Annotated in this window: 15 protein-coding genes; 8 read left to right on the forward strand and 7 right to left on the reverse strand. The window is 71.9% G+C overall.

Annotated features, from left to right (window positions below; all coding sequences use genetic code 11):
• Window positions 1-144 precede the first annotated feature (144 nt).
• Window positions 145-1,374 carry a DUF349 domain-containing protein gene (locus ABH928_RS34190; RefSeq protein WP_370072615.1) on the reverse strand — a complete coding sequence of 410 codons (1,230 nt, stop codon included), beginning with the start codon at window positions 1,372-1,374 and terminating at the stop codon, window positions 145-147.
• Between the two features lie 254 nt (window positions 1,375-1,628).
• Window positions 1,629-2,420, reverse strand: a complete 792-nt coding sequence (locus tag ABH928_RS34195; RefSeq protein WP_370072655.1) for a peptidylprolyl isomerase — start codon at window positions 2,418-2,420, stop codon at window positions 1,629-1,631.
• 401 nt (window positions 2,421-2,821) lie between these two features.
• Here ABH928_RS34195 and ABH928_RS34200 point away from each other — a divergent pair, with 401 nt between their 5' ends.
• The 3 genes from ABH928_RS34200 to aspS are packed head-to-tail and all read left to right on the forward strand — an operon-like array spanning window position 2,822 to window position 6,576.
• Entirely contained in the window at window positions 2,822-3,529 is a 708-nt protein-coding gene (locus ABH928_RS34200) for an MBL fold metallo-hydrolase (RefSeq protein ID WP_370072616.1), read from the forward strand.
• A 12-nt stretch (window positions 3,530-3,541) separates the two neighbouring features.
• Entirely contained in the window at window positions 3,542-4,816 is a 1,275-nt protein-coding gene (hisS, locus tag ABH928_RS34205; RefSeq protein WP_370072617.1) for a histidine--tRNA ligase, read from the forward strand.
• Window positions 4,813-6,576 (forward strand): aspartate--tRNA ligase, encoded by a 1,764-nt coding sequence (gene aspS / locus ABH928_RS34210; protein WP_370072619.1) that lies wholly within the window; start codon window positions 4,813-4,815, stop codon window positions 6,574-6,576. The genes hisS and aspS overlap by 4 nt, the downstream gene beginning before the upstream one ends.
• 83 nt (window positions 6,577-6,659) lie before the next feature.
• Here the strand turns inward: aspS and ABH928_RS34215 are convergent, their stop codons facing one another.
• Window positions 6,660-8,000 carry a cation:dicarboxylate symporter family transporter gene (locus ABH928_RS34215; protein WP_370072620.1) on the reverse strand — a complete coding sequence of 447 codons (1,341 nt, stop codon included), beginning with the start codon at window positions 7,998-8,000 and terminating at the stop codon, window positions 6,660-6,662.
• Between the two features lie 185 nt (window positions 8,001-8,185).
• On the opposite strand from ABH928_RS34215, the gene ABH928_RS34220 reads away from it, so the two are divergent.
• Window positions 8,186-9,874, forward strand: a complete 1,689-nt coding sequence (locus tag ABH928_RS34220; RefSeq protein ID WP_370072621.1) for an ATP-binding protein — start codon at window positions 8,186-8,188, stop codon at window positions 9,872-9,874.
• Entirely contained in the window at window positions 9,871-10,557 is a 687-nt protein-coding gene (locus ABH928_RS34225; protein WP_370072622.1) for a response regulator, read from the forward strand. The genes ABH928_RS34220 and ABH928_RS34225 overlap by 4 nt, the downstream gene beginning before the upstream one ends.
• Before the next feature lie 183 nt (window positions 10,558-10,740).
• Here ABH928_RS34225 and tuf read toward each other — a convergent pair whose 3' ends face one another.
• From tuf to ABH928_RS34240, 3 genes are all read right to left on the reverse strand, one after another.
• Window positions 10,741-11,922, reverse strand: coding sequence for an elongation factor Tu (gene tuf, locus ABH928_RS34230; protein WP_370072623.1), 1,182 nt, complete (start codon window positions 11,920-11,922; stop codon window positions 10,741-10,743).
• Between the two features lie 356 nt (window positions 11,923-12,278).
• Entirely contained in the window at window positions 12,279-13,478 is a 1,200-nt protein-coding gene (locus ABH928_RS34235) for a GDSL-type esterase/lipase family protein (protein ID WP_370072624.1), read from the reverse strand.
• Between the two features lie 52 nt (window positions 13,479-13,530).
• Window positions 13,531-14,121, reverse strand: a complete 591-nt coding sequence (locus ABH928_RS34240) for a TetR/AcrR family transcriptional regulator (protein WP_370072626.1) — start codon at window positions 14,119-14,121, stop codon at window positions 13,531-13,533.
• Window positions 14,122-14,247: 126 nt separating this feature from the next.
• On the opposite strand from ABH928_RS34240, the gene ABH928_RS34245 reads away from it, so the two are divergent.
• The gene (locus ABH928_RS34245) at window positions 14,248-15,624 is read left to right on the forward strand and encodes a replication-associated recombination protein A (RefSeq protein WP_370072627.1); all 1,377 of its coding nucleotides are present in this window, start codon (window positions 14,248-14,250) and stop codon (window positions 15,622-15,624) included.
• A 505-nt stretch (window positions 15,625-16,129) separates the two neighbouring features.
• The gene (gene rpsD, locus ABH928_RS34250; RefSeq protein WP_370072628.1) at window positions 16,130-16,744 is read left to right on the forward strand and encodes a 30S ribosomal protein S4; all 615 of its coding nucleotides are present in this window, start codon (window positions 16,130-16,132) and stop codon (window positions 16,742-16,744) included.
• Here rpsD and ABH928_RS34255 read toward each other — a convergent pair.
• Window positions 16,732-18,990: an AAA family ATPase gene (locus ABH928_RS34255; protein ID WP_370072629.1), complete on the reverse strand. Its 2,259-nt coding sequence runs from the start codon at window positions 18,988-18,990 to the stop codon at window positions 16,732-16,734. The genes rpsD and ABH928_RS34255 overlap by 13 nt on opposite strands.
• A gap of 265 nt (window positions 18,991-19,255) precedes the next feature.
• Here ABH928_RS34255 and ABH928_RS34260 point away from each other — a divergent pair, with 265 nt between their 5' ends.
• The gene (locus ABH928_RS34260) at window positions 19,256-19,741 is read left to right on the forward strand and encodes a DUF948 domain-containing protein (protein ID WP_370072630.1); all 486 of its coding nucleotides are present in this window, start codon (window positions 19,256-19,258) and stop codon (window positions 19,739-19,741) included.
• Window positions 19,742-19,744 lie beyond the last annotated feature (3 nt).

A 19,744-nucleotide genomic window follows, 5' to 3' on the forward strand; every position in this document is an offset into this window, starting at 1 on the left:
GCGGGGGGGGGGGGGGGTCCGGGCGCCCCAACCCCCTGGGGGGGGGGGGCGGGGCCGGGGGCCCCCCCCCCCCCCGGGGGGGGGGGGGCGCCCCGCCCCCCGCGCCCCTGATAGTGCAACTACCTGCGGGAGCGAAATGAGCTCTCAGCCGCTGAACTCCTCCAGGCCCTTCTGGGCCTGGGCCAGGAGCTCGCGGCGGCCGTCCAGCTCGGACTGGAGCTTCGCCACCTGGCGTGCGTCGCCCTTGGCCTGCGCCGCAGCGATCTGCCGTTCCAGCTTGTCGACCGCCGCCTGCAGCAGGCCCGTCATGCCCGCGGCGCGGGCCCGCGCCTCAGGGTTGCTGCGCTGCCACTCGGCCTCCTCTGCCTCGCGGATGGCCTGCTCGACCGTCCGGAGGCGACCCTCCAGGCGCGGACGCGCATCCCGTGGGACGTGGCCGATGGCCTCCCAGCGCTCGGCGATGTCGCGGTAGGACGCCTTCGCGGTCTTCAGGTCGCCGATCGGGAGCAGCGCCTCCGCCTCGACCAGCAGGGCTTCCTTGGCGTGGGCGTTGTCGCGCTCACCCGCGTCACGCTCGTCGAAGACCGCCGAGCGGGCCTGGAAGAAGACGTCCTGCGCGCCCCGGAAGCGGGTCCACAGTTCGTCCTCGGCCTCGCGCTGGGCGCGGCCCGCGGCCTTCCACTCCGTCATCAGCTCGCGGTAGCGGGCCGCCGTGTCGCCCCAGTCCGTGGAGCCGGACAGCGACTCAGCCTCGACGACCAGCTTCTCCTTCTTGAGCCTGGCCTCCTCGCGCTGCTGGTCCAGCTGCGCGAAGTGCCCCTTGCGGCGCTTGGAGAACGCCGAGCGAGCGTGGGAGAAGCGGTGCCACAACTCGTCGTCGGACTTGCGGTCCAGGCGCGGCAGGCCCTTCCAGGTGTCCACGAGGGAGCGGAGCCGGTCGCCGGCCTCGCGCCACTGGGACGACTCGACCAGCTGCTCCGCCTCGGCGACCAGCGCCTCCTTCGCGGCGCGGGCGTCCTCCTGGGCCTTGGCCCGGGCCGCCTTGCGCTCCTCGCGACGCGACTCGACCTCGGCCACGAGCGCCTGAAGTCGCTTGGCCAGGGCGTCCAGGTCGCCGACCGCGTGGCCCTCGGTCACCTGCGCCTGCAGGTGCTCGATGGCCGTGAGAGCGTCCTTCGCCGCCAGGTCGGTGGTGCGCACGCGGCGCTCCAGAAGGCCGATCTCCACAGCGATGCCCTCGTACTTGCGCGTGAAGTAGGCCAGCGCCTCCTCGGGAGACCCCGCCTGCCACGAACCGACGACGCGCTCGCCGTCGGCCGTCCGCACGTAGACGGTTCCCTCGTCGTCGACCCGGCCCCACGGCTCGCTGCTCACAGCGCCTCCTCCATATGGCGCCCGTCTTCTGGACAGTTGTCGCAGAAGGGACGGACGCCGCCCACGTTCGATTGTCCGGCCGGTTCACAACCGCGCTGCCGGAAGCGCAGAAGCGCACCCTACAAGACGCCAACATAGGCGACGACCACCGGCGCTGTCCGTATCCCCGCCCGGATTGTTGCCTGCGCCGTCAAACCGCTCCGGTGGGTCGTCGCCCGTAAAGCGTTGCGCGCCCGCGCGGGCGCGCAACCGGGTCAGCTCTTCGTCGTGGTGACGCTGTTCATGACGACCGGCTGCATCGGGTGGCCGTCACCGCTGCCGTTGCTGTTGTCCGTGCCCTTGGCGGCAATAGCGTTGAGCACGTTCAGGCCGCCCGTGATGGTGCCGAAGGGCGTGTAGTTCGCGGGCAGCGCACTGTCCTTGTAGACCAGGAAGAACTGCGAGCCGTTGGTGTTCGCACCGGAGTTGGCCATGGCAATGGTCCCGGCCGGATAGGTGCCGCCCTTGACGGCCGGGTCGCTGAGGTTCTCGTCCTTGAACTGGTAGCCCGGGCCGCCGGAGCCGGTGCCGGTCGGGTCGCCGCACTGCAGCACGTAGATGCCGGACGTCGTCAGACGGTGGCAGTAGACACCGTCGAAGAAGTGCTGCCCGGCAAGGAACACGAAGGAGTTGACGGTGTGCGGCGCGGCGGCGGCGTCCAGCTTGAGGTCCACCTCGCCCTGCCCCAGCTGGATCTTGGCGGTGTACGTCGCCGAGGTGTCGATGGTCATGGCCGGCTCGGTCTTCCAGGAGCCGTCCTTCTTCGCCGGGATCGTGTAGCCCGCGGCCGTGGTGGCGCCGGCGGCGGACGCCGAGGCGGACGGGGCCGCCGCCTTGGTCGCGGACGCGGCGTCCGAGGACTTCGCCGACGACCCGCTCGGCCAGAGCGCGACAGCGCCGACGGCGACCGCCGCGACGGCGACGACCGCTGCGCCGACGATGGCCGTGCGGCGACGGGACTCAGCGACCCGCTGCGCGCGAGCCTGGGCCTGGCGGTCCAGCTTCATCCGCTGCAACTCGCGGCGGCGCTTCTCCTTGTCCTTGGGAAGCTGCTGGGGCCTGCGCGTGTCGTTGGGGGCCACCGCCCACACTCCTCGGGTCTGCGGTCAGGTCGGTCAGTCGGTCAGGTCAGTGTTCGTCGGTGCGCAGACGGGCCCGTCAGAGCCCGGTCGCGGGGATCCTCCCACCCGACGGCGGCCTAGTGTAGGGAGCGAACCTGTAAACGCGAGGTGAGATGCGGCTACGAGCCGCCGGACGGGCGACGCCGACCTCGCGCGGCGAAGCCGCTGACGCGCCGGATACGGGTTCGCGATCCCTCCTGTACCGCCGGTAGGCTGCATGCAGCATCCGCAGCCATCCACTGGCGCAGGTACCTGAAGCAGCCACCACCGACGCGCAAAGGACCCACGTGTTCATCGCCGGCTTTCCCGCTGGAGCCTGGGGCACCAACTGCTACCTCGTGGCCCCCGCCGCCGGTGAGGAGTGCGTCATCGTCGACCCCGGCCACGAGGCGAGCGCCGGTGTCGAGGAAGCGGTGCGCGAGCACGGGCTGAAGCCGGTCGCGGTGGTGTTGACGCACGGGCACATCGACCACGTCGCCTCGGTCGTCCCGGTCTGCGGCGCACGCGGGATCCCGGCCTGGATCCACCCGGACGACCGCTACATGCTCTCCGATCCGGAGAAGGCCCTCGGCCGCTCCCTCGGCGCGCAGCTGATGGGCGGGATCACGGTCGGCGAGCCGGACGACGTCCGGGTGCTGACCGACGGCAGCGTCCTGGAGCTCGCCGGGCTGAGCCTGACGGTCGAGCATGCGCCCGGCCATACCGAGGGGTCGGTGACGTTCAGGACGCCCGCCGCACCGGAGCTTCCGCCGGTGCTGTTCTCGGGTGACCTGCTCTTCGCCGGCTCCGTCGGACGCACCGATCTTCCCGGAGGCGACCACGACGCCCTCCTGCAGTCGCTGGCCCGCGTGTGCCTGCCGCTGCCGGACGAGACCGTGGTCCTCTCCGGTCATGGCCCCCAGACGACCATCGGTCGCGAGCGTGCCGCCAACCCGTACCTGCTTCAGGTCGCCGGCAGCGCCGCGCCGACCGGCGCCCCGCGCCGCGGAATCTGATTGAGACGAGACGTGAGCAGCAACTCCCAGGCCTTCCAAGCCATCAAGGGCACCTACGACATCCTCCCCGCCGACGCGCCGACGGTGCTGGCCGTACGCGAGGCCTTCGCCGCGCCGCTGCGCCGGGCCGGTTACGGCTACATCGAGACGCCGGTCTTCGAGGACATCAACCTCTTCTCGCGCGGCGTCGGTGAGTCCACCGACATCGTCACCAAGGAGATGTTCGCCTTCACCACCCTGGGCGGCGAGCGCATCGCGCTGCGGCCCGAGGGCACCGCGTCCGTGCTGCGCGCGACGCTGGAGGCCAACCTGCACCGGGTCGGCAACCTGCCGGTCAAGGTCTGGTACAGCGGCTCGCAGTACCGCTACGAGAAGCCGCAGAAGGGCCGCTACCGCCAGTTCTGGCAGGTCGGCGCGGAGGCCATCGGCGCGGAGGACCCGGCGCTTGACGCCGAGCTGATCATCCTGGCCGACGACGCCTACCGCTCGCTCGGGCTGCGCAACTTCCGCATCCTGCTCAACAGTCTGGGCGACCGCGAGTGCCGTCCGGTCTACCGCGCCGCGCTGCAGGACTTCCTGCGCGGCCTGGACCTGGACGAGGAGACCCGCCGCCGCGCCGAGATCAACCCGCTGCGCGTGCTCGACGACAAGCGTGCGGACGTGCAGGCGCAGCTGGTCGGCGCGCCGATGCTGGTCGACTACCTCTGCGAGGGCTGCAAGGCCTACCACGAGCAGGTCCGTGAGCTGCTGACCGCTGCCGGGGTCGCCTTCGAGGACGACCCGAAGCTGGTCCGCGGGCTCGACTACTACACCCGCACCACCTTCGAGTTCGTCCACGACGGCCTCGGCTCGCAGTCCGCGGTGGGCGGCGGTGGTCGCTACGACGGCCTGTCCGAGATGATCGGCGGCCCGGCGCTGCCGTCCGTCGGCTGGGCGCTGGGCGTCGACCGCACCGTGCTGGCGCTGGAGGCCGAGGGCATCACCCTCGACACCCCGGCCGCCACCGACGTCTTCGCCGTGCCGCTCGGCGAGCAGGCCCGCCGCGTCCTCTTCGCGACGGTCACCCAGCTGCGCCGCGAGGGCGTCTCCGCGGACATCGTCTTCGGCGGCAAGGGGATCAAGGCCGCGATGAAGGCCGCGGACCGCTCCGGCGCCCGCTGGGCGATCGTCGCCGGCGAACGCGATCTCGCCGACGGCGTCGTCCAGTTGAAGGACCTCAGCACCGGTGACCAGACTCCGGTCGCCCTCGACGTTCTCGTCACCACCCTGAAGGAGAAGCTCCAGTGATCCGCACCCACGAGGCCGGCACGCTCCGCCCGGAGCACGCCGGCACCACCGTCACCCTCGCCGGCTGGGTAGCCCGCCGCCGCGATCACGGCGGCGTGGCCTTCGTCGACGTGCGGGACACCTCCGGCACCGTCCAGGTCGTCTTCCGCGACCTGGAGGCCGTGGGCGAGCTGCGCTCCGAGTGGTGCGTCAAGATCGTCGGCGATGTCCGCGTCCGCCCCGAGGGCAACGAGAACCCCGACATCCCGACCGGCCAGGTCGAGGTCGTCGTCTCCGAGCTGACCGTCCTCTCCGAGGCCGCGGCGCTGCCGTTCCAGGTCGCGGAGTACGAGCCGGGTTCGGTCAACGAGGAGGTCCGCCTCAAGTACCGCTACCTGGACCTGCGCCGCGAGGGTCCGGCCCGCGCGCTCCGGCTGCGCTCCAAGGCCTCGCACATCATCCGCACGGTGATGGAGGAGAACGGCTTCCTCGACATCGAGACGCCGTACCTGACCCGCTCCACCCCCGAGGGCGCCCGCGACTTCCTGGTGCCGGTCCGCCTGCAGCCGGGCCACTGGTACGCGCTGCCGCAGTCGCCTCAGCTGTTCAAGCAGCTGCTGATGGTCGCCGGCATGGAGCGCTACTACCAGATCGCGCGCTGCTTCCGTGACGAGGACTTCCGCGCCGACCGTCAGCCGGAGTTCACCCAGCTCGACGTCGAGGCCTCGTTCGTCGACCAGGAGGACATCCTCAAGCTGGGCGAGGAGGTCGTCTCCCGCGTCTGGGGCGAGGTCCTCGGCTACGAGGTCCCGCTGCCGCTGCCGCGGATGACCTACGCCGACGCCATGGCGCGCTACGGCTCGGACAAGCCGGACGTCCGCTTCGACAACGAACTCACCGAGCTGACCGAGTACTTCAGCGGCACCGAGTTCCGCGTCTTCCAGGCCCCGTACGTCGGCGCCGTGGTGATGCCGGGCGGCGCGTCCCAGCCGCGCAAGCAGCTGGACGCGTGGCAGGACTGGGCGAAGGCGCGCGGCGCGCGCGGGCTCGCGTATGTGTTGATCGACGAGGAGACCGGCGAGCTGCGCGGCCCGGTCGCCAAGAACCTCAGCGAGGAGCACCTCGCCGGCCTGGCCGACGCGGTCGGCGCGAAGCCGGGCGACTGCGTCTTCTTCGCCGCGGGCAAGAAGGCCGCCTCGCAGGAGCTGCTCGGTGCTGCGCGTCTGGAGATCGGCAAGCGCTGCGGGCTGATCGACGAGTCCAAGTGGGCCTTCCTCTGGGTCGTCGACTTCCCGATGTTCGAGCCGATCGAGGACGACAAGGGCGAGTTCCAGGGCTGGCACGCGGTGCACCACCCGTTCACCGCCCCGACGGCCGAGTCCATGTCGACCTTCGACACCGACCCGGGCAGCGCGCTCTCCAACGCGTACGACCTGGTCCTCAACGGTTCGGAGATCGGCGGCGGTTCGATCCGTATCCACCAGAAGGACGTGCAGAAGCGCGCGTTCGACGCGATCGGCCTGTCGCCCGAGGAGGCCCAGTCGCAGTTCGGCTTCCTGCTGAACGCCTTCGACTTCGGCCCGCCCCCGCACGGCGGCATCGCCCTGGGCCTGGACCGCCTCGTCGCCCTGCTGGGCGGCTACGAGACGATCCGCGACGTCATCGCCTTCCCGAAGACGTCCAACGGCGGCGACCCGCTGACCGGCGCTCCGACGGAGATCACTGCTGCGCAGCGCAAGGAAGCCGGCGTCGACGCGAAGCCGAAGCAGGCAGAGGCGTAAGTCGTAGCTTCTTCAGGGGCGCGGGGAACTGCTTGCAGTTGATCAAGCAGAGCACCGCGCCCCTGACGTTTGCAACGTCCCTGTCAGACCGAAGCAGGCGCCTGTGTCGGCATCACGGCAACCGGGTCCAGCGCAGGCGCGCCTTCGTCGAAGGCCAGCCGTCCGCCGAGGACGAGGTGCATGCGGTCGTGGTCCAGCTCGCGGGTCCAGTGGCCGATCAGGACCGTGGCGACGGCGTTGCCCGCGAAGTTGGTGAGGGCGCGGGCCTCGCTCATGAAGCGGTCGATGCCGACGATGAGGCCGACGCCGTCCACGAGGGCCGGGGCGTGGGACTGGAGGCCGCCCGCGAGGGTGGCGAGGCCGGCGCCGGTGACGCCCGCTGCGCCCTTGCTGGCGATGATCATGAAGAGCAGCAGCGAGATCTGATGGCCCAGCGACATCGGGCGGTCCATCGCCTGGGCGATGAAGAGCGAGGACATCGTCAGGTAGATCGCCGTGCCGTCGAGGTTGAAGCTGTAGCCCGCCGGGACGGTGATTCCCGCAACCGGGCGGCTCACGCCCAGGTGTTCCATCTTGGCGATCAGGCGCGGCAGCGCACTCTCGCTCGACGAGGTGGAGAGGATCAGCAGGAACTCGCGGCCGAGATACCGCAGCAGGGCGAAGACATTGACCCCGGCCACCACGCGCAGCAGCAGGCCCAGCACCACGACGACGAAGATCGCACAGGTCACGTAGAAGCCCAGCATGACCATCAGCAGCGACTTCAGCGCGGCCCAGCCGGACGCGCCGACCACTGCTGCGATCGCGCCGAACGCGCCCACCGGCGCCGCCCACATGATCATCGACAGCACGCGGAAGACCAGCCGCTGCAGGTGCTCGACGCCGCGCAGGATCGGGGCGCCCGCTGTGCCCATCGACTGCAGCGCGAAGCCGACCAGCAGCGCGACCAGCAGGGTCTGCAGCACCTGGCCACCCGTCAGCGCGGAGACCAGGGTGGTCGGGATGATGCCGAGCAGGAAGTCGCCGGTGCCCTCGCCGCCGCCGGCGGCGACCTGGGCGTGGCCCGCCTTGGCCAGGGAGTCGGTGAGGTGCAGACCCGCGCCCGGGTTGACCAGGTTGCCGACGACCAGGCCGATCGCCAGTGCGACCGTCGACATCACCACGAAGTAGCCGAGGGCGAGACCGCCGACCTTGCCGACCTTGGCGGCCTTGGTCACCGAGCCGATGCCCAGCACGATGGTGGTGAAGATGACCGGGCTGATCATCATCTTGATCAGGTTTACGAAACCCGTGCCCACGGGCTTGAGTTGCAGCGCGAACGACGGCGCGGCCAGGCCCACCACGATGCCGAGGAGCACTGCGCCGATCACGGCCAGATACAGGTAGTGCGTCCGTTCGCGTCTGACTGCTGAGGCTGCTGCCATGAGTGCGGCTCCCTTGCCGGTGGTGGTCGTCGTCCCCGGGACCTGACGGTGCGTCCGGCCGCAAGCGGTGGGCGGGCCGGTTGCGACGACTATGGGGGCGGGCGTGGGGAGGGTCACGTTTGCGTTCATATCGTTCACGGCACGAGCGCTACTCACCCGGCGCAGCGGCAGGCAGACTGGCCACCATGCACCGGACCTTGCACCACGACCGGGCCGAACCGCCCACACTGCGCCGACGAAACCGCGTCGCGCACAGCCTGGCCGGGCAGCTCTTCGCGGTGCAGGTGCTGATCGTCGCCGTCGTGGTCGCCGGGGGAGCGGTGCTCGCCTACATCTGGACCAGCGACCGCGCCGAGCAGGCCGCCGAGCGGCAGGTCGTCGCGACGGCACGGGCTGTCGCCGACGCGCCCACCGTCGCGCAGGCAGCCGTCGGCCCGCACCCGACGGCCGTGCTCCAGCCGTACGCGGAGCAGGTCGGCAAGGATGCGGGCGTCGACTTCGTCACGATCATGGACACCCACGGCGTGCGCTGGACCCACCCGGACCCGGCGGAGATCGGCAGACACTTCCTCGGCCACATCGCCCCCGCACTCGCCGGGCGGACCTTCACCGAGACCTACACCGGCACGCTCGGCCCCTCCGTCCGCGCGGTGACACCGGTGCGCGACGCGCACGGCAGGATCGTCGCGCTTGTCAGCGTCGGCATCACGGTGGAGAACCTGAGCAGCCGTCTGCGCGGGGCGATCACCGGGCTGGTGCTGGTCGCGCTGGCCGCGCTGGCTCTCGGCGGTCTCGGCACCTGGCTCGCCAACCGCCGCCTGCGCCGCCACACCCACGGCATGGGTGCGGCCGAGCTCAGCCACCTCTACGAGTACCACCAGGCCACGCTGCACTCCGTGCGCGAGGGGCTGGTCCTGCTCGACCGCGCCGGGACGGTCGTGCTCTGCAACGACGCCGCGCGCGAGCTGCTGGGCCTGGACGGCCCGGTGGAGGGCCGCCCGTTCGCGGAACTCGCCCTGCCGGAGCCGCTGCGGGCGGCGGTGGCCGGGCCGGAGCCGGTCCGGGACCAACTGCACCTGACCGCCGACCGCGTCGTCGTGGTCAACACCTCGCCGATCGGCGACGGTTCGGATCTCGGCACCGTGGTCACCTTTCGGGACCACACCGAACTCCAGGCGCTCAGCGGCGAGTTGGATTCCGTCCGGGGTTTCGCCGAGGCGCTGAGCGCGCAGGCGCACGAGGCGGCCAACCGGCTGCACGCAGTCGTGTCGCTGATCGAGACGGGACGCCACCGCCAGGCGGTCGACTTCGCCACCGCCGAGCTGGAGTTGGCCCAGCAGCTCACCGACCGGGTCGTCGGCGCGATCGACGAACCGCTGCTGGCCGCGCTGCTGCTGGGCAAGGCCGCGCAGGCGGCCGAACGCGGCGTCGACCTGGTGCTGACCGAGGAGAGCCGGATCGACGACGCGCTCCCCCCACAGCTCAGCGCCCGGGACCTGGTCACGCTGCTCGGCAACCTGATCGACAACGCGATGGACGCCGCGATCGAGGGCACGGCCGAGCACGACGGCCCGCCGACGGTCACCGTCACCGCCCGCACCGACGCCCGCGAGATGCTGCTGCGCGTCGCCGACACCGGACGTGGCATCGCGCCGGACGCCGTGGACCGGATCTTCGAACGCGGCTGGTCGACGAAGCCGTCCGGGCAGCAGTCGGGACAGGCGGGCGGGCAGGCCCTCGGGCGGGGCATCGGCCTCGCGCTGGTCGCCCAGGCCGCGCGCCGCAACGGCGGCAGCGTCACGGTCGGCGAGGGACGCGGCGCCGTGCTGACCGTGCGGATTCCGCTGCAGCACGAGGGAGTGGGTGCGCGGTGATCGACGTGCTGGTCGTCGAGGACGACCCGGTCGCGGCCGAGGCGCACGCCCGCTACGTCGAGCGAGCCGCCGGATTCCGCTGCGCGGGAGTCGCCCACAGCGTGGCGGAGGCGCTGCGCTTCCTGGAACGTGCGCGGAACACGGGCACGCCGGTCGCGCTGATCCTGCTCGACCTGTACCTCGCGGACGGGCACGGTCTGGAGTTGGTGCGCGGCATCCGCGCGGCCGGGCACGGGGCCGACATCATCGCCGTCACGTCGGCGCGGGACCTCGCGACCGTGCGGCGCGCGGTGTCGATCGGGGTCGTGCAGTACCTGCTGAAGCCCTTCGCGGCGGCCACGCTCCAGGACCGGCTGGCGCGTTACGCCCGCTACCGCGCCAGCCTGGAGCGCGGGGGAGAGGCACTGGGCCAGGACGAGGTGGACCGGGCCTTCGCCGAACTCCGCTCGCCGCGCGGGACCACCCTGCCGAAGGGCCTGACCACGCCCACCCTGGAGGCCGTCGCCTCGGTGATCCGCGAGGCCGACGCGGGGTTGTCGGCGGCAGCCGTCGGCACGGCGGCGGGCGTCTCGCGGATCACCGCGCGGCGGTACCTGGAGCACCTGGTCGAGACCGGTCGGGCGCGGCGCGAACCGCAGTACGGCCAGGTGGGGAGGCCGGAGTTGGTCTACCGCTGGTGTTAGGCCGTGACCCTGTCGGTGCTCTGGATGGTCGCGGTCGCGGTCAGCTGCCGAGGGTTCGCCCCCCAGCAGCGTGGCGCAGCAAAGGGCAAGCAAGGGCGGGAAGCCGCGGTCTCCCGTAACTCCCCGCCCCGTCCGCCCTGCCCCGCTCGCCCCGCCTCCCGCATGCCGTCGCCAGTCGGCGACCTACCCCGTGACCGTGCCGACCGTGCCGGCGGCGACGGTGCGGCCGCCCTCGCGGACGGCGAAGCCGAGACCCGGCTCCAGCGGGACCGGCTGGCCGAGGGTCACCGCCACCTCGACGGTGTCGCCCGGCATGGCCAGCGGCACGCCCTCCGGGAGGGTCACGTCACCGACCACGTCACCGGTGCGCAGGTAGAACTGCGGCCGGTACCCGCTGGTGATCGGCGTGCGGCGACCACCGTCCGCCGTGCTCAGCAGGTGCAGCCGGGCTGTGAAGGCCTGGTGCACCGAGGCGCTGCCGGCCGCCGCGACCACCTGGCCGCGCCGGACCTCGCCGCGCTGGACGCCGCGCAGCAGCAAGGCGACGTTGTCGCCTGCCTCGGCGCTCTCCATGGTCCGCCCGAACGTCTCCACGCCGGTGACCACCGAGACCACCTCCGACCCGAAGCCGAGCACCTCGACCCGGTCCCCCATCCGGACCCGCCCGCGCTCGACGGCACCGGTCACGACGGTGCCGCGACCGGTGATGGTCAGCACGTTCTCGATCGGCATCAGGAACGGCGCGTCGGTGTAGCGGACCGGCGTCGGCACGTGGACGTCCACCGCGTCCAGCAGCGCGAGCAGCGCGGCCGACCACTGGGGGTCGCCCTCCAACGCGCGCAGCCCGGAGACGCGGACGACCGGCAGCGTCGCGCCGTCGTAACCGTGGGCGGCGAGCAGCTCGCGGACCTCGAGCTCGACCAGGTCGAGCAGCTCCGGGTCGCCGCCGTCGGCCTTGTTGAGCGCCACCACCACGTGCTCGACGCCGACCTGACGCGCAAGCAGCACGTGCTCGGCGGTCTGCGGCATCACGCCGTCGTGGGCGGACACGACCAGGATCGCGCCGTCCAGCTGGGCGGCGCCGGTGATCATGTTCTTCACGAAGTCGGCGTGCCCCGGCATGTCGACGTGGGCGTAGTGGCGGGTGGCGGTCTCGTACTCGACGTGGGCGATGTTGATGGTGATGCCGCGCGCGGCCTCCTCCGGGGCGCGGTCGATGCGGTCGAACGGCACGTAGCTGCCGCCGCCGCGCTCGGCCAGCACCTTGGTGATGGCGGCGGTAAGGGTGGTCTTGCCGTGGTCGACGTGACCCATGGTGCCGATGTTCAGGTGCGGCTTGGTCCGCACGAAGGCCTGCTTGGCCATGGTGATCCAGCTCCGGAAGTCTTCTGTGGAAAGCGATGTGACGGAACCTCAGCATCGGGCCGACCTTCCCCGACTGAGGTCCCGGGGACGCGTCCCGGAGAAGGTCAGCTTCGCGCGCCGTCGAATGCAGCGCCGAACACGGCTGCGGCTGCTGCGACTGCCGGAAGGTGCGCAGCGGCCATCGCACCCGCGACTGCGGGGAGCTGGGCGATGGGCTGCGGGAACATGCGGATCATCCTGCCGCCGGAGTGCCCCAGGGCGCCAACGGTTTTCCGTCGGCGCGGCCAAGCGGCCACCCGTGGCCGGAGAGAGTGCCGTGGACCACTCCAGCGGAGTGAGCCTGCTTCAGGCCTTGGTCAGACGCCTGCGGCTGCGAACGGCCCGTCGCCTGCGGTGAACACCAGCCGGGCGAAGTTCTCGGCGATGCGTCGGTGCCCGGCCGGATCGGGGTGGATCGCGTCGGGCAGCGGGAACTCGTCGTAGTCCGCCGGGCCGTAGAGCGAGCGACCGTCCAGGTGGTGCAGGTTCGGGTCGTCGGCGGCCCGCTCGGCGACGATCCGGGCGAGCTCCGCGCGGATCGTGGTCAGCGTCAGGCGTCCGGCAGCGCGCTCGGCCGGGTCGCCGGTGGCCTTGAACCGCAGCGTGCCGCCGGAGAAGTCGGGTGCCAGCGGACCGGGCGTGTCCTCCTGGACCGGGCAGAGGATCGGCGAGACCACCAGCAACGGCGTGGTCGGATGGCCCTCGCGGATGGTGTCGAGGAATCCGTGCACGGCCGGACCGAACGCGCGCAGCCGCATCGCGTCGGCGTTGACCACGTTGATGCCGATCTTCAGGCTGATCAGATCGGCCGGTGTGTCGCGCATCGTCCGCGCGACGAAGGGATCGAGCAGCGCGCTGCCGCCGAAGCCGAGGTTGACCAGTTCCACCCCGCCGGTGGCGGCGGCCAGGGCGGGCCAGACGGTGGTGGGGCTCGCGGCGTTCGAACCGTGGCTGATGGAACTGCCGTGGTGCAGCCAGCGCCTGCGGCCGCTCGCCGGCTCGGGCGCGATGGGCGCGTCGGTGCGCAGGGTCAGCAACTCGGCCGTCTCGTTGTGCGGGAGCCAGATCTCGACGGCCTTGTCCCGCGCCGACAGGCCGGCGAAACGCGCGACGCCGGACGGGCCTTCACGGAGCTCGGCGCTGCCTGTCGTCATGTCGACAAGAAGCGTCCGGCCGCCCGCGACGACGGCCTGCGCGGTCAACGTGCCGTCGACGAGCAGGTCGTAGACCCCGTCGGCCGGAGCCGGCAGGCCACGGTAGACCCGCTTGGTGGGCACGGTCTCCAGCTCGACCGTGGTGGCCCGAGTGCGGAACGCCAGCCGCACGCCGGAGGGCTGCGCCTCGACCATGGCGAACTGCGCGTCAGGAAGCTGTCGTCGGGCCCATGCCGGGAGCCGGTGCGGGAGGAGTCCGCCGTGCGGGGTGGTCTCGACGTCAAGATGGCCGCGCAGCAGCTCCTCGGTGACGGGGGTGGTGATCAGGGTTGGGGCGGTGTGCGCGGTGTGTGCGGTGTCCATGGTCTCGGCTCTTCGGTGTTCGGCGAGTTGGTGGTCGCCGAGTGGGTGGTCGTCAGTCGGCCTGGCCGTCCACGGCCTGGGCGCCCCGGGCGCGGAGCATGGCGTCGAGGGAGTCGATGGTCCAGGACCACGACTCCTGCGCGTCGACGGCGGTGTGGCTGAACCCGCCCGCTGTCTCCAGCTCGACGAAGCCGTGGACGAGGCCGCCCAGCATCCGCACGGCATGCGTCTGGTCCGGCTCGGCCAGGCGGTAGCCGCGCAGCAGGGCGCGCGTCATCTGCGCGTGCCGCACGCCGGCGCTTGCCGCCGCCGTCTCCGCGTCGAGCCGGAACCGCGCGGCCTGGTAGCGGCCCGGGTGCTCGCGGGCGTAGTCGCGGTAGGCGTCGGCGAACGCGGCCAGCGCGCCCCGCCCGGCGCGGCCCGCGATCGCGTGGGCCACGCGGTCCGCCAACTCCTCCAGGGCGAGCAGCGCGATCCGCGTCCGCAGGTCGTGGGTGCTCTTCACATGTGCGTACAGGCTGGCGGCCTTGACGTCGAAGCGCCGGGCCAACGCCGAGACGGTGACCTGGTCGAAGCCGTCCTCGTCCGCCAACTCGGCTCCCGCCCGGGTCAGTCGTTCGGGGGTGAGTCCCGCCCGCGCCATGGCCGTCCCTTCGTCACGCGTTCGCCTATGTCAAGTATGCATTTTCCTACAGACTATAGGCAAATGACTTCATGGCGTTGAACGCGAGGCGCACGGACTGTCGGTGCGCGCCGGTAGGGTCGAGACGTGGAGCCAGACCTGTTCACCGCCGCAGCCGAGGACCTGCAGACCAAGGAGCCCGGACGTTCGCCGCTCGCGGTACGGATGCGGCCCCGGTCGCTGGAGGAGGTCGCCGGTCAGCAGCACCTGCTCAAATCCGGCTCGCCCCTGCGGCGCCTGGTCGCGGCGACGAACGGGCCTGCCGCGACGTCGTCGGTGATCCTCTGGGGGCCTCCCGGCACCGGCAAGACCACGCTGGCCTACGTGATCAGCCAGGCCACCGACAGTCGCTTCGTCGAACTCTCGGCGATCACGGCAGGCGTCAAGGAGGTCCGCGCGGTGATCGAGGGCGCGCGCCGGGCCGTCGGGACCAGCGGCAAGGAGACCGTCCTCTTCCTCGACGAGATCCACCGCTTCTCCAAGGCCCAGCAGGACAGCCTGCTCCCGGCCGTGGAGAACCGCTGGGTCACGCTGATCGCGGCGACCACCGAGAACCCGTACTTCTCGGTGATCTCGCCGCTGCTCTCCCGCTCGCTGCTGCTGACGCTGGAGTCCCTCACCGACGACGACATCCGTGCGCTGCTACGCCGCGCCGTCGCGGACGAGCGCGGGCTCGGCGGCGCGGTCGAGCTGGCCGAGGACGCCGAGGACCACCTGGTCCGGATCGCGGGAGGCGACGCCCGCAAGGCGCTGACCTCGCTGGAGGCGGCGGCTGGCGCGGCGATCGAGCAGCAGTCGGAGGCGGTCACGCTGGAGCTGACCGAGACGGCCGTCAACCGCGCGGCGGTCCGCTACGACCGCGACGGCGACCAGCACTACGACGTGGCGAGCGCGCTGATCAAGTCCATCCGGGGCAGTGACGTCGACGCTGCGCTGCACTATCTGGCCCGCATGATCGACGCGGGCGAGGACCCGCGCTTCATCGCCCGGCGGCTGATGATCTCCGCGAGCGAGGACATCGGCGTCGCCGACCCGAACGCCCTGCCGCTGGCGGTCGCCGCCGCGCAGGCCGTGGCGATGATCGGGTTCCCCGAGGCGGCGCTGACCCTCTCGCACACGGTCATCGCCCTGGCCCTCGCCCCGAAGTCCAACTCCGCGACGACGGCGATCGCCGACGCCCTGGCCGACGTCCGCGGCGGCCTCGCCGGCCCTGTCCCGGCGCATCTGCGCGACGGGCACTACGCAGGCGCGAAGAGGCTGGGCCACGCCCAGGGCTACGTCTACCCGCACGACCTGCCGGAAGGCATCGCGGCCCAGCAGTACGCGCCGGACGCGATCCACGGCAAGCAGTACTACCGCCCGACGCGGCACGGCGCGGAGGCGCGGTACGCCGACATTGCCGAGTGGGTGCGGGGGCGGCTTGGTGGCGAAGCCCCCCAGGGGCGCGGGGAACTGCGCGAGTGACCACGGGCGTGCGGATGGCCCTGCGCGTTCGGCCTCACACCACACACGGTGGCTTGTCGCGCAGTTCCCCGCGCCCCTGGTAGTGCAACTACCTGCGGCAGCATCGGCCCGGCTTGCCGCGCTCACGCGGCGGAGCCGCAGATCAACGGAGCCCCGCCCCGGACGCTGCAACTGGCTGTCCGCGTCATACGGACTGCCCAACACCCCGTACACTGTCGGGAGCGAGACGTCCCGTGTTCGCGCCCGGCAGGGCGCGGCGTCACCGGCGGGGCGTCATACAGGCCGACGTCCGTGAGGGCGACGGCAGGAGCGTCTGCGCACCTTCGGGTGTCGCGTGCAGCCCACCACCCGTACGGGTCGGTGGGCCACTCGCGTGCAGCACTATGTGCCCGGTCCTGGGAACGGCTGCCGGCTCACCCCTGGGGTGAGTTGGTCTCCCGGACCGCGAGAGGCGACCTCCTTCAACAGCGGTGAGCCAGTTACACACCGAAAGAGGTAGCGGTTCATGACGAACCAGAAGCGCCCCAAGGTCAAGATTGCCCGTGCACTGGGCATTCCGCTGACCCCGAAGTCCGTCAAGTACTTCGAGGCCCGCCCGTACCCCCCGGGGCAGCACGGCCGTGGCCGCAAGCAGAACTCGGACTACAAGGTCCGTCTGGTCGAGAAGCAGCGTCTGCGCGCCCAGTACGACCTGTCCGAGACCCAGATGGCGCGCGCGTTCGACCGTGCCCGCAAGGTCGAGGGCAAGACCGGTGAGGCGCTCGTCGCTCTGCTGGAGACCCGTCTCGACGCCCTGGTCCTGCGTTCGGGCATCGCCCGCACCATCTACCAGGCCCGTCAGATGGTCGTCCACGGCCACATCGAGGTCAACGGCCACAAGGTCAACCGCCCGTCGTTCCAGATGAAGCCCGGCTTCGTCGTCACGGTTCGCGAGCGTTCCAAGGAGAAGACCCCGTTCGTCGTCGCCCGTGAGGGTGGCAACGCGGGTGAGGGTCAGACCGCGAAGTACCTCGAGGTCAACCTGAAGGCCCTGGCCTTCCGCCTGGACCGCATGCCGCAGCGGCGTGAGGTTCCGGTCATCTGCGACGAGCAGCTCGTCGTCGAGTACTACTCGCGCTGACCCGCGAGCGGTCCTCGCAGCGCCCCCACGGCCTCACGGTCGTGGGGGCGCTGTGCTTCCCCGGACCCGGCGTCGGAACCGGCCTCGGTCCCTGCTTCGGTCCCGACTGCGTCCTCGCCCGCACGGTGGGCGCCCGCACGGTGGGCGAGCGCACGTGCCGGGGGGCCGGTGAGGACGCGCGCGACGACGGTGTCGAGGTCGAGCCCGGCCCCGGAGCGGAACGATTCCGCGCTCTCCTCCTCGGCGAGGCCCGCGCGGATGCGTCGGGCGCACTCCTCGTGGGCGGCGGTGAAGTTGCGTGAGCCGAAGAGCGGCGTGCCGACCGAACGCCAGACCGTGCTCGCCGCGCCCTGCAGCAGCGCGGCCTCGTGCAGGTCGCCCGGCGAGCCGTCGGGGCCGGGCGCGGTGGTGATCAGCGCGACCAGTTCCAGCCCGAGCACCAGGCCGACCAGGTCCCGGAACGCGTGGTTGAGGCGGACGCACTCGCGTGCATGCCTGAGGGCGAGCGCCGGTTCGCCGTCGGTCCAGGCCGAGAAGGCGCTGGCGAAGAGGCCGTAGGCGTAGGCCCACTGCTCGCCGAAGCGTTCGCACTCACCGCGCACCTTGGCCATCCAGGTCGCGGCCGTGGCCTTGTCGCCCCGGAAGGTGTGGGCCAGCCCCAGCTCGAACATGCCCATCAGCACGTTGCTGTTGAGCTCGCCCAACTGGTCGTAGTGCCACAGGGCTTCGTCGAAGAGCTCGACCGCGCGGTCCAGCTCGTCGCCGATCAGCGCCGCGCAGCCCTGCCGGTGCACGGCGTACGCGAGCGCCCGGTCGTCGCCCGTCTCCAGCGCCTGCTGGCGGCACTCCTCCAACACCGGCAGCGCATGGGGGAGATCGCCCTGGAGGGTGGCCAGGTAACCGGTCACCCAGAGGGCCTTGGCCCGCGCATCGGTGGGCTCGGGGGCCAGCGCCAGGGCGCGGTCCAGCCACATCCGGCCCTCGGCCAGGTGGCCGCAGCCGACCCAGAAGTACCAGAGGGTGCCCACCAGGAAGAGCGCCAGCTGCTCCTCGCCCGGCTCGACCAGGCAGTACTCCAGCGCGGCGCGCAGATTGCTGTGCGCACGCTCGGTGCGGACGCAGGTCTCCAGCTGGCGCGGGCTGAACCACTCGACCTCGCCCCAGGTGGCCAGGCCCAGGTACCAGTCTCGGTGGCGGCGCTGCGGTTGCAGCTCGGTGGCGGAGTCGTGGAGCCACTGCGCGCCGTACTCGCGCAGGGTGTCGAGCATCCGGTAGCGCGGCGTGCCGTCGGCGTCGAGAGGCTCGTCCTCGCGCAGCACGATCGACTTGGCGACCAGCTCGGACAGCACGTCCAGCACGTCCTCGGCGGGCAGGTCGGGACCGGCGCAGACGTACTCCGCGGCCTCCAGGTCGAACGGACCGACGAAGACCGAGAGCCGGGCCCAGAGCAACCGTTCGTGCGGCGAGCAGAGTTCGTGGCTCCAGCCGATCGCGGTGCGCAGCGTCTGGTGTCGGGGGAGCGCCGTGCGGCAGCCGCCGGTCAGCACCCGGAAGCGGTCGTCCAGCCGCTGGGTGATCTGCTCGACCGACAGCACGCGGAGCCGTCCGGCCGCCAGCTCCAGCGCCAGCGGGATGCCGTCCAGACGGTGGCAGAGCGTGGCGACCTGCGCCGAGGACTCCTCCGTCAGCCGGAACGTGGGCAGCACTGCCGCGGCCCGCTGGGCGAAGAGGGCGACGGCGTCCGAGTCGGGACCGTCGGCCGGGAGCGGCGCGAGCGGGAGCAGGTGCTCCCCGGCGACCTCGAGCGGCTGGCGGCTGGTGGCCAGCAGATGGAGGCCCGGGGCGGCGGCCAGCATCATGCCCACCGTGGGGGCCAGCTCCTCCACCAGGTGCTCGCAACCGTCCAGAACCAACAGCAGACGGCGGGGGCGCAGGAAGTCGAGCAGCACCTCGCGGACCGGCCGGGCCGTGCCGTCGGTCAGCCGCATCGCCTCGGCGATCGTGTGGCAGAGCACCGCGGGATCGGTGACCGTGGCGCACTCGACGAGCCAGACGCCGTCGGGGAACCGGTGCGCGGTCACGGCGGCGGCGCGCAGGCCGACCCGGGACTTGCCGACACCGCCGGGGCCGACCACGGTGACCAGCCGCGCCGCCCGCAGCAGCCGCTGCGCCTCGGCCAGCTCGGTCCGTCGGCCGACGAATCCGGTGAACTCGGCGGGCAGGTTGCCGGACGAGCCTCTCTGCACAGATACCCCTTCGGAGGTTCGGAGGCCAGCGCCGTGGCCGGACAGGCGCTGGGTACTTTCCCCTGGACGGCCCAACGAGGTGACCAAACGGTAGGTTACGTTCCCGTCGCGGATCCGCTCAGGAATGTCGCCGTTGCAGCACGCGCCGCCGGGCCGGGTGGTAGGGCGGTCGGGATCCTCCCACTTGGCGCGATAGGGTTTCGCAGAACGTTCAAGCTTGTGCCGGTCGGCTGACGCAGGTCAGCCGTTGCGAGGGAGCGCCAAGGTGTCGGGTGGAGAGGTCGCGGGCCTCGTCGTCGCCGTGTTCTGGGCGGTGCTGGTCACTCTCCTCGCCGTGGTGCTGGTGCGGCTCGCCCGCGCCCTGCGCCAGGCGACCGAGTTGGTCGAGGCGGTGACCGAACGCGCGGTGCCGCTGCTCGACGAGGCGGCCGACGCGCTGCGCGCCGCCAACGACCAGCTGGTCCGCGTCGACGCGATCACGGCGGACGTCCAGGACGCCGCCGCCAACGCGCACGCGCTGTCGTCGACGATGGCGGCCACCCTGGGCGGCCCGCTGGTCAAGCTCTCCGCCTTCAGCTACGGCGTCCGCAGCGCGGTGGCCAAGCAGCGGGCGGCGGGGCGGCCCGAAAAATACGTGCCGCACCAGACGGAACGCGAGATCATCGAGCGGATGGTGAAGGCCGAGGTGCAGCGGGCGACGGTGCGTCGCAACGGACTGCTGCGCCTGCTGGGCCTGGGAAGGAGGGCCTGACCG

Origin of the sequence: Streptacidiphilus sp. MAP5-3 (assembly GCF_041262505.1) — a bacterium.
Lineage (GTDB): Bacteria > Actinomycetota > Actinomycetes > Streptomycetales > Streptomycetaceae > Streptacidiphilus.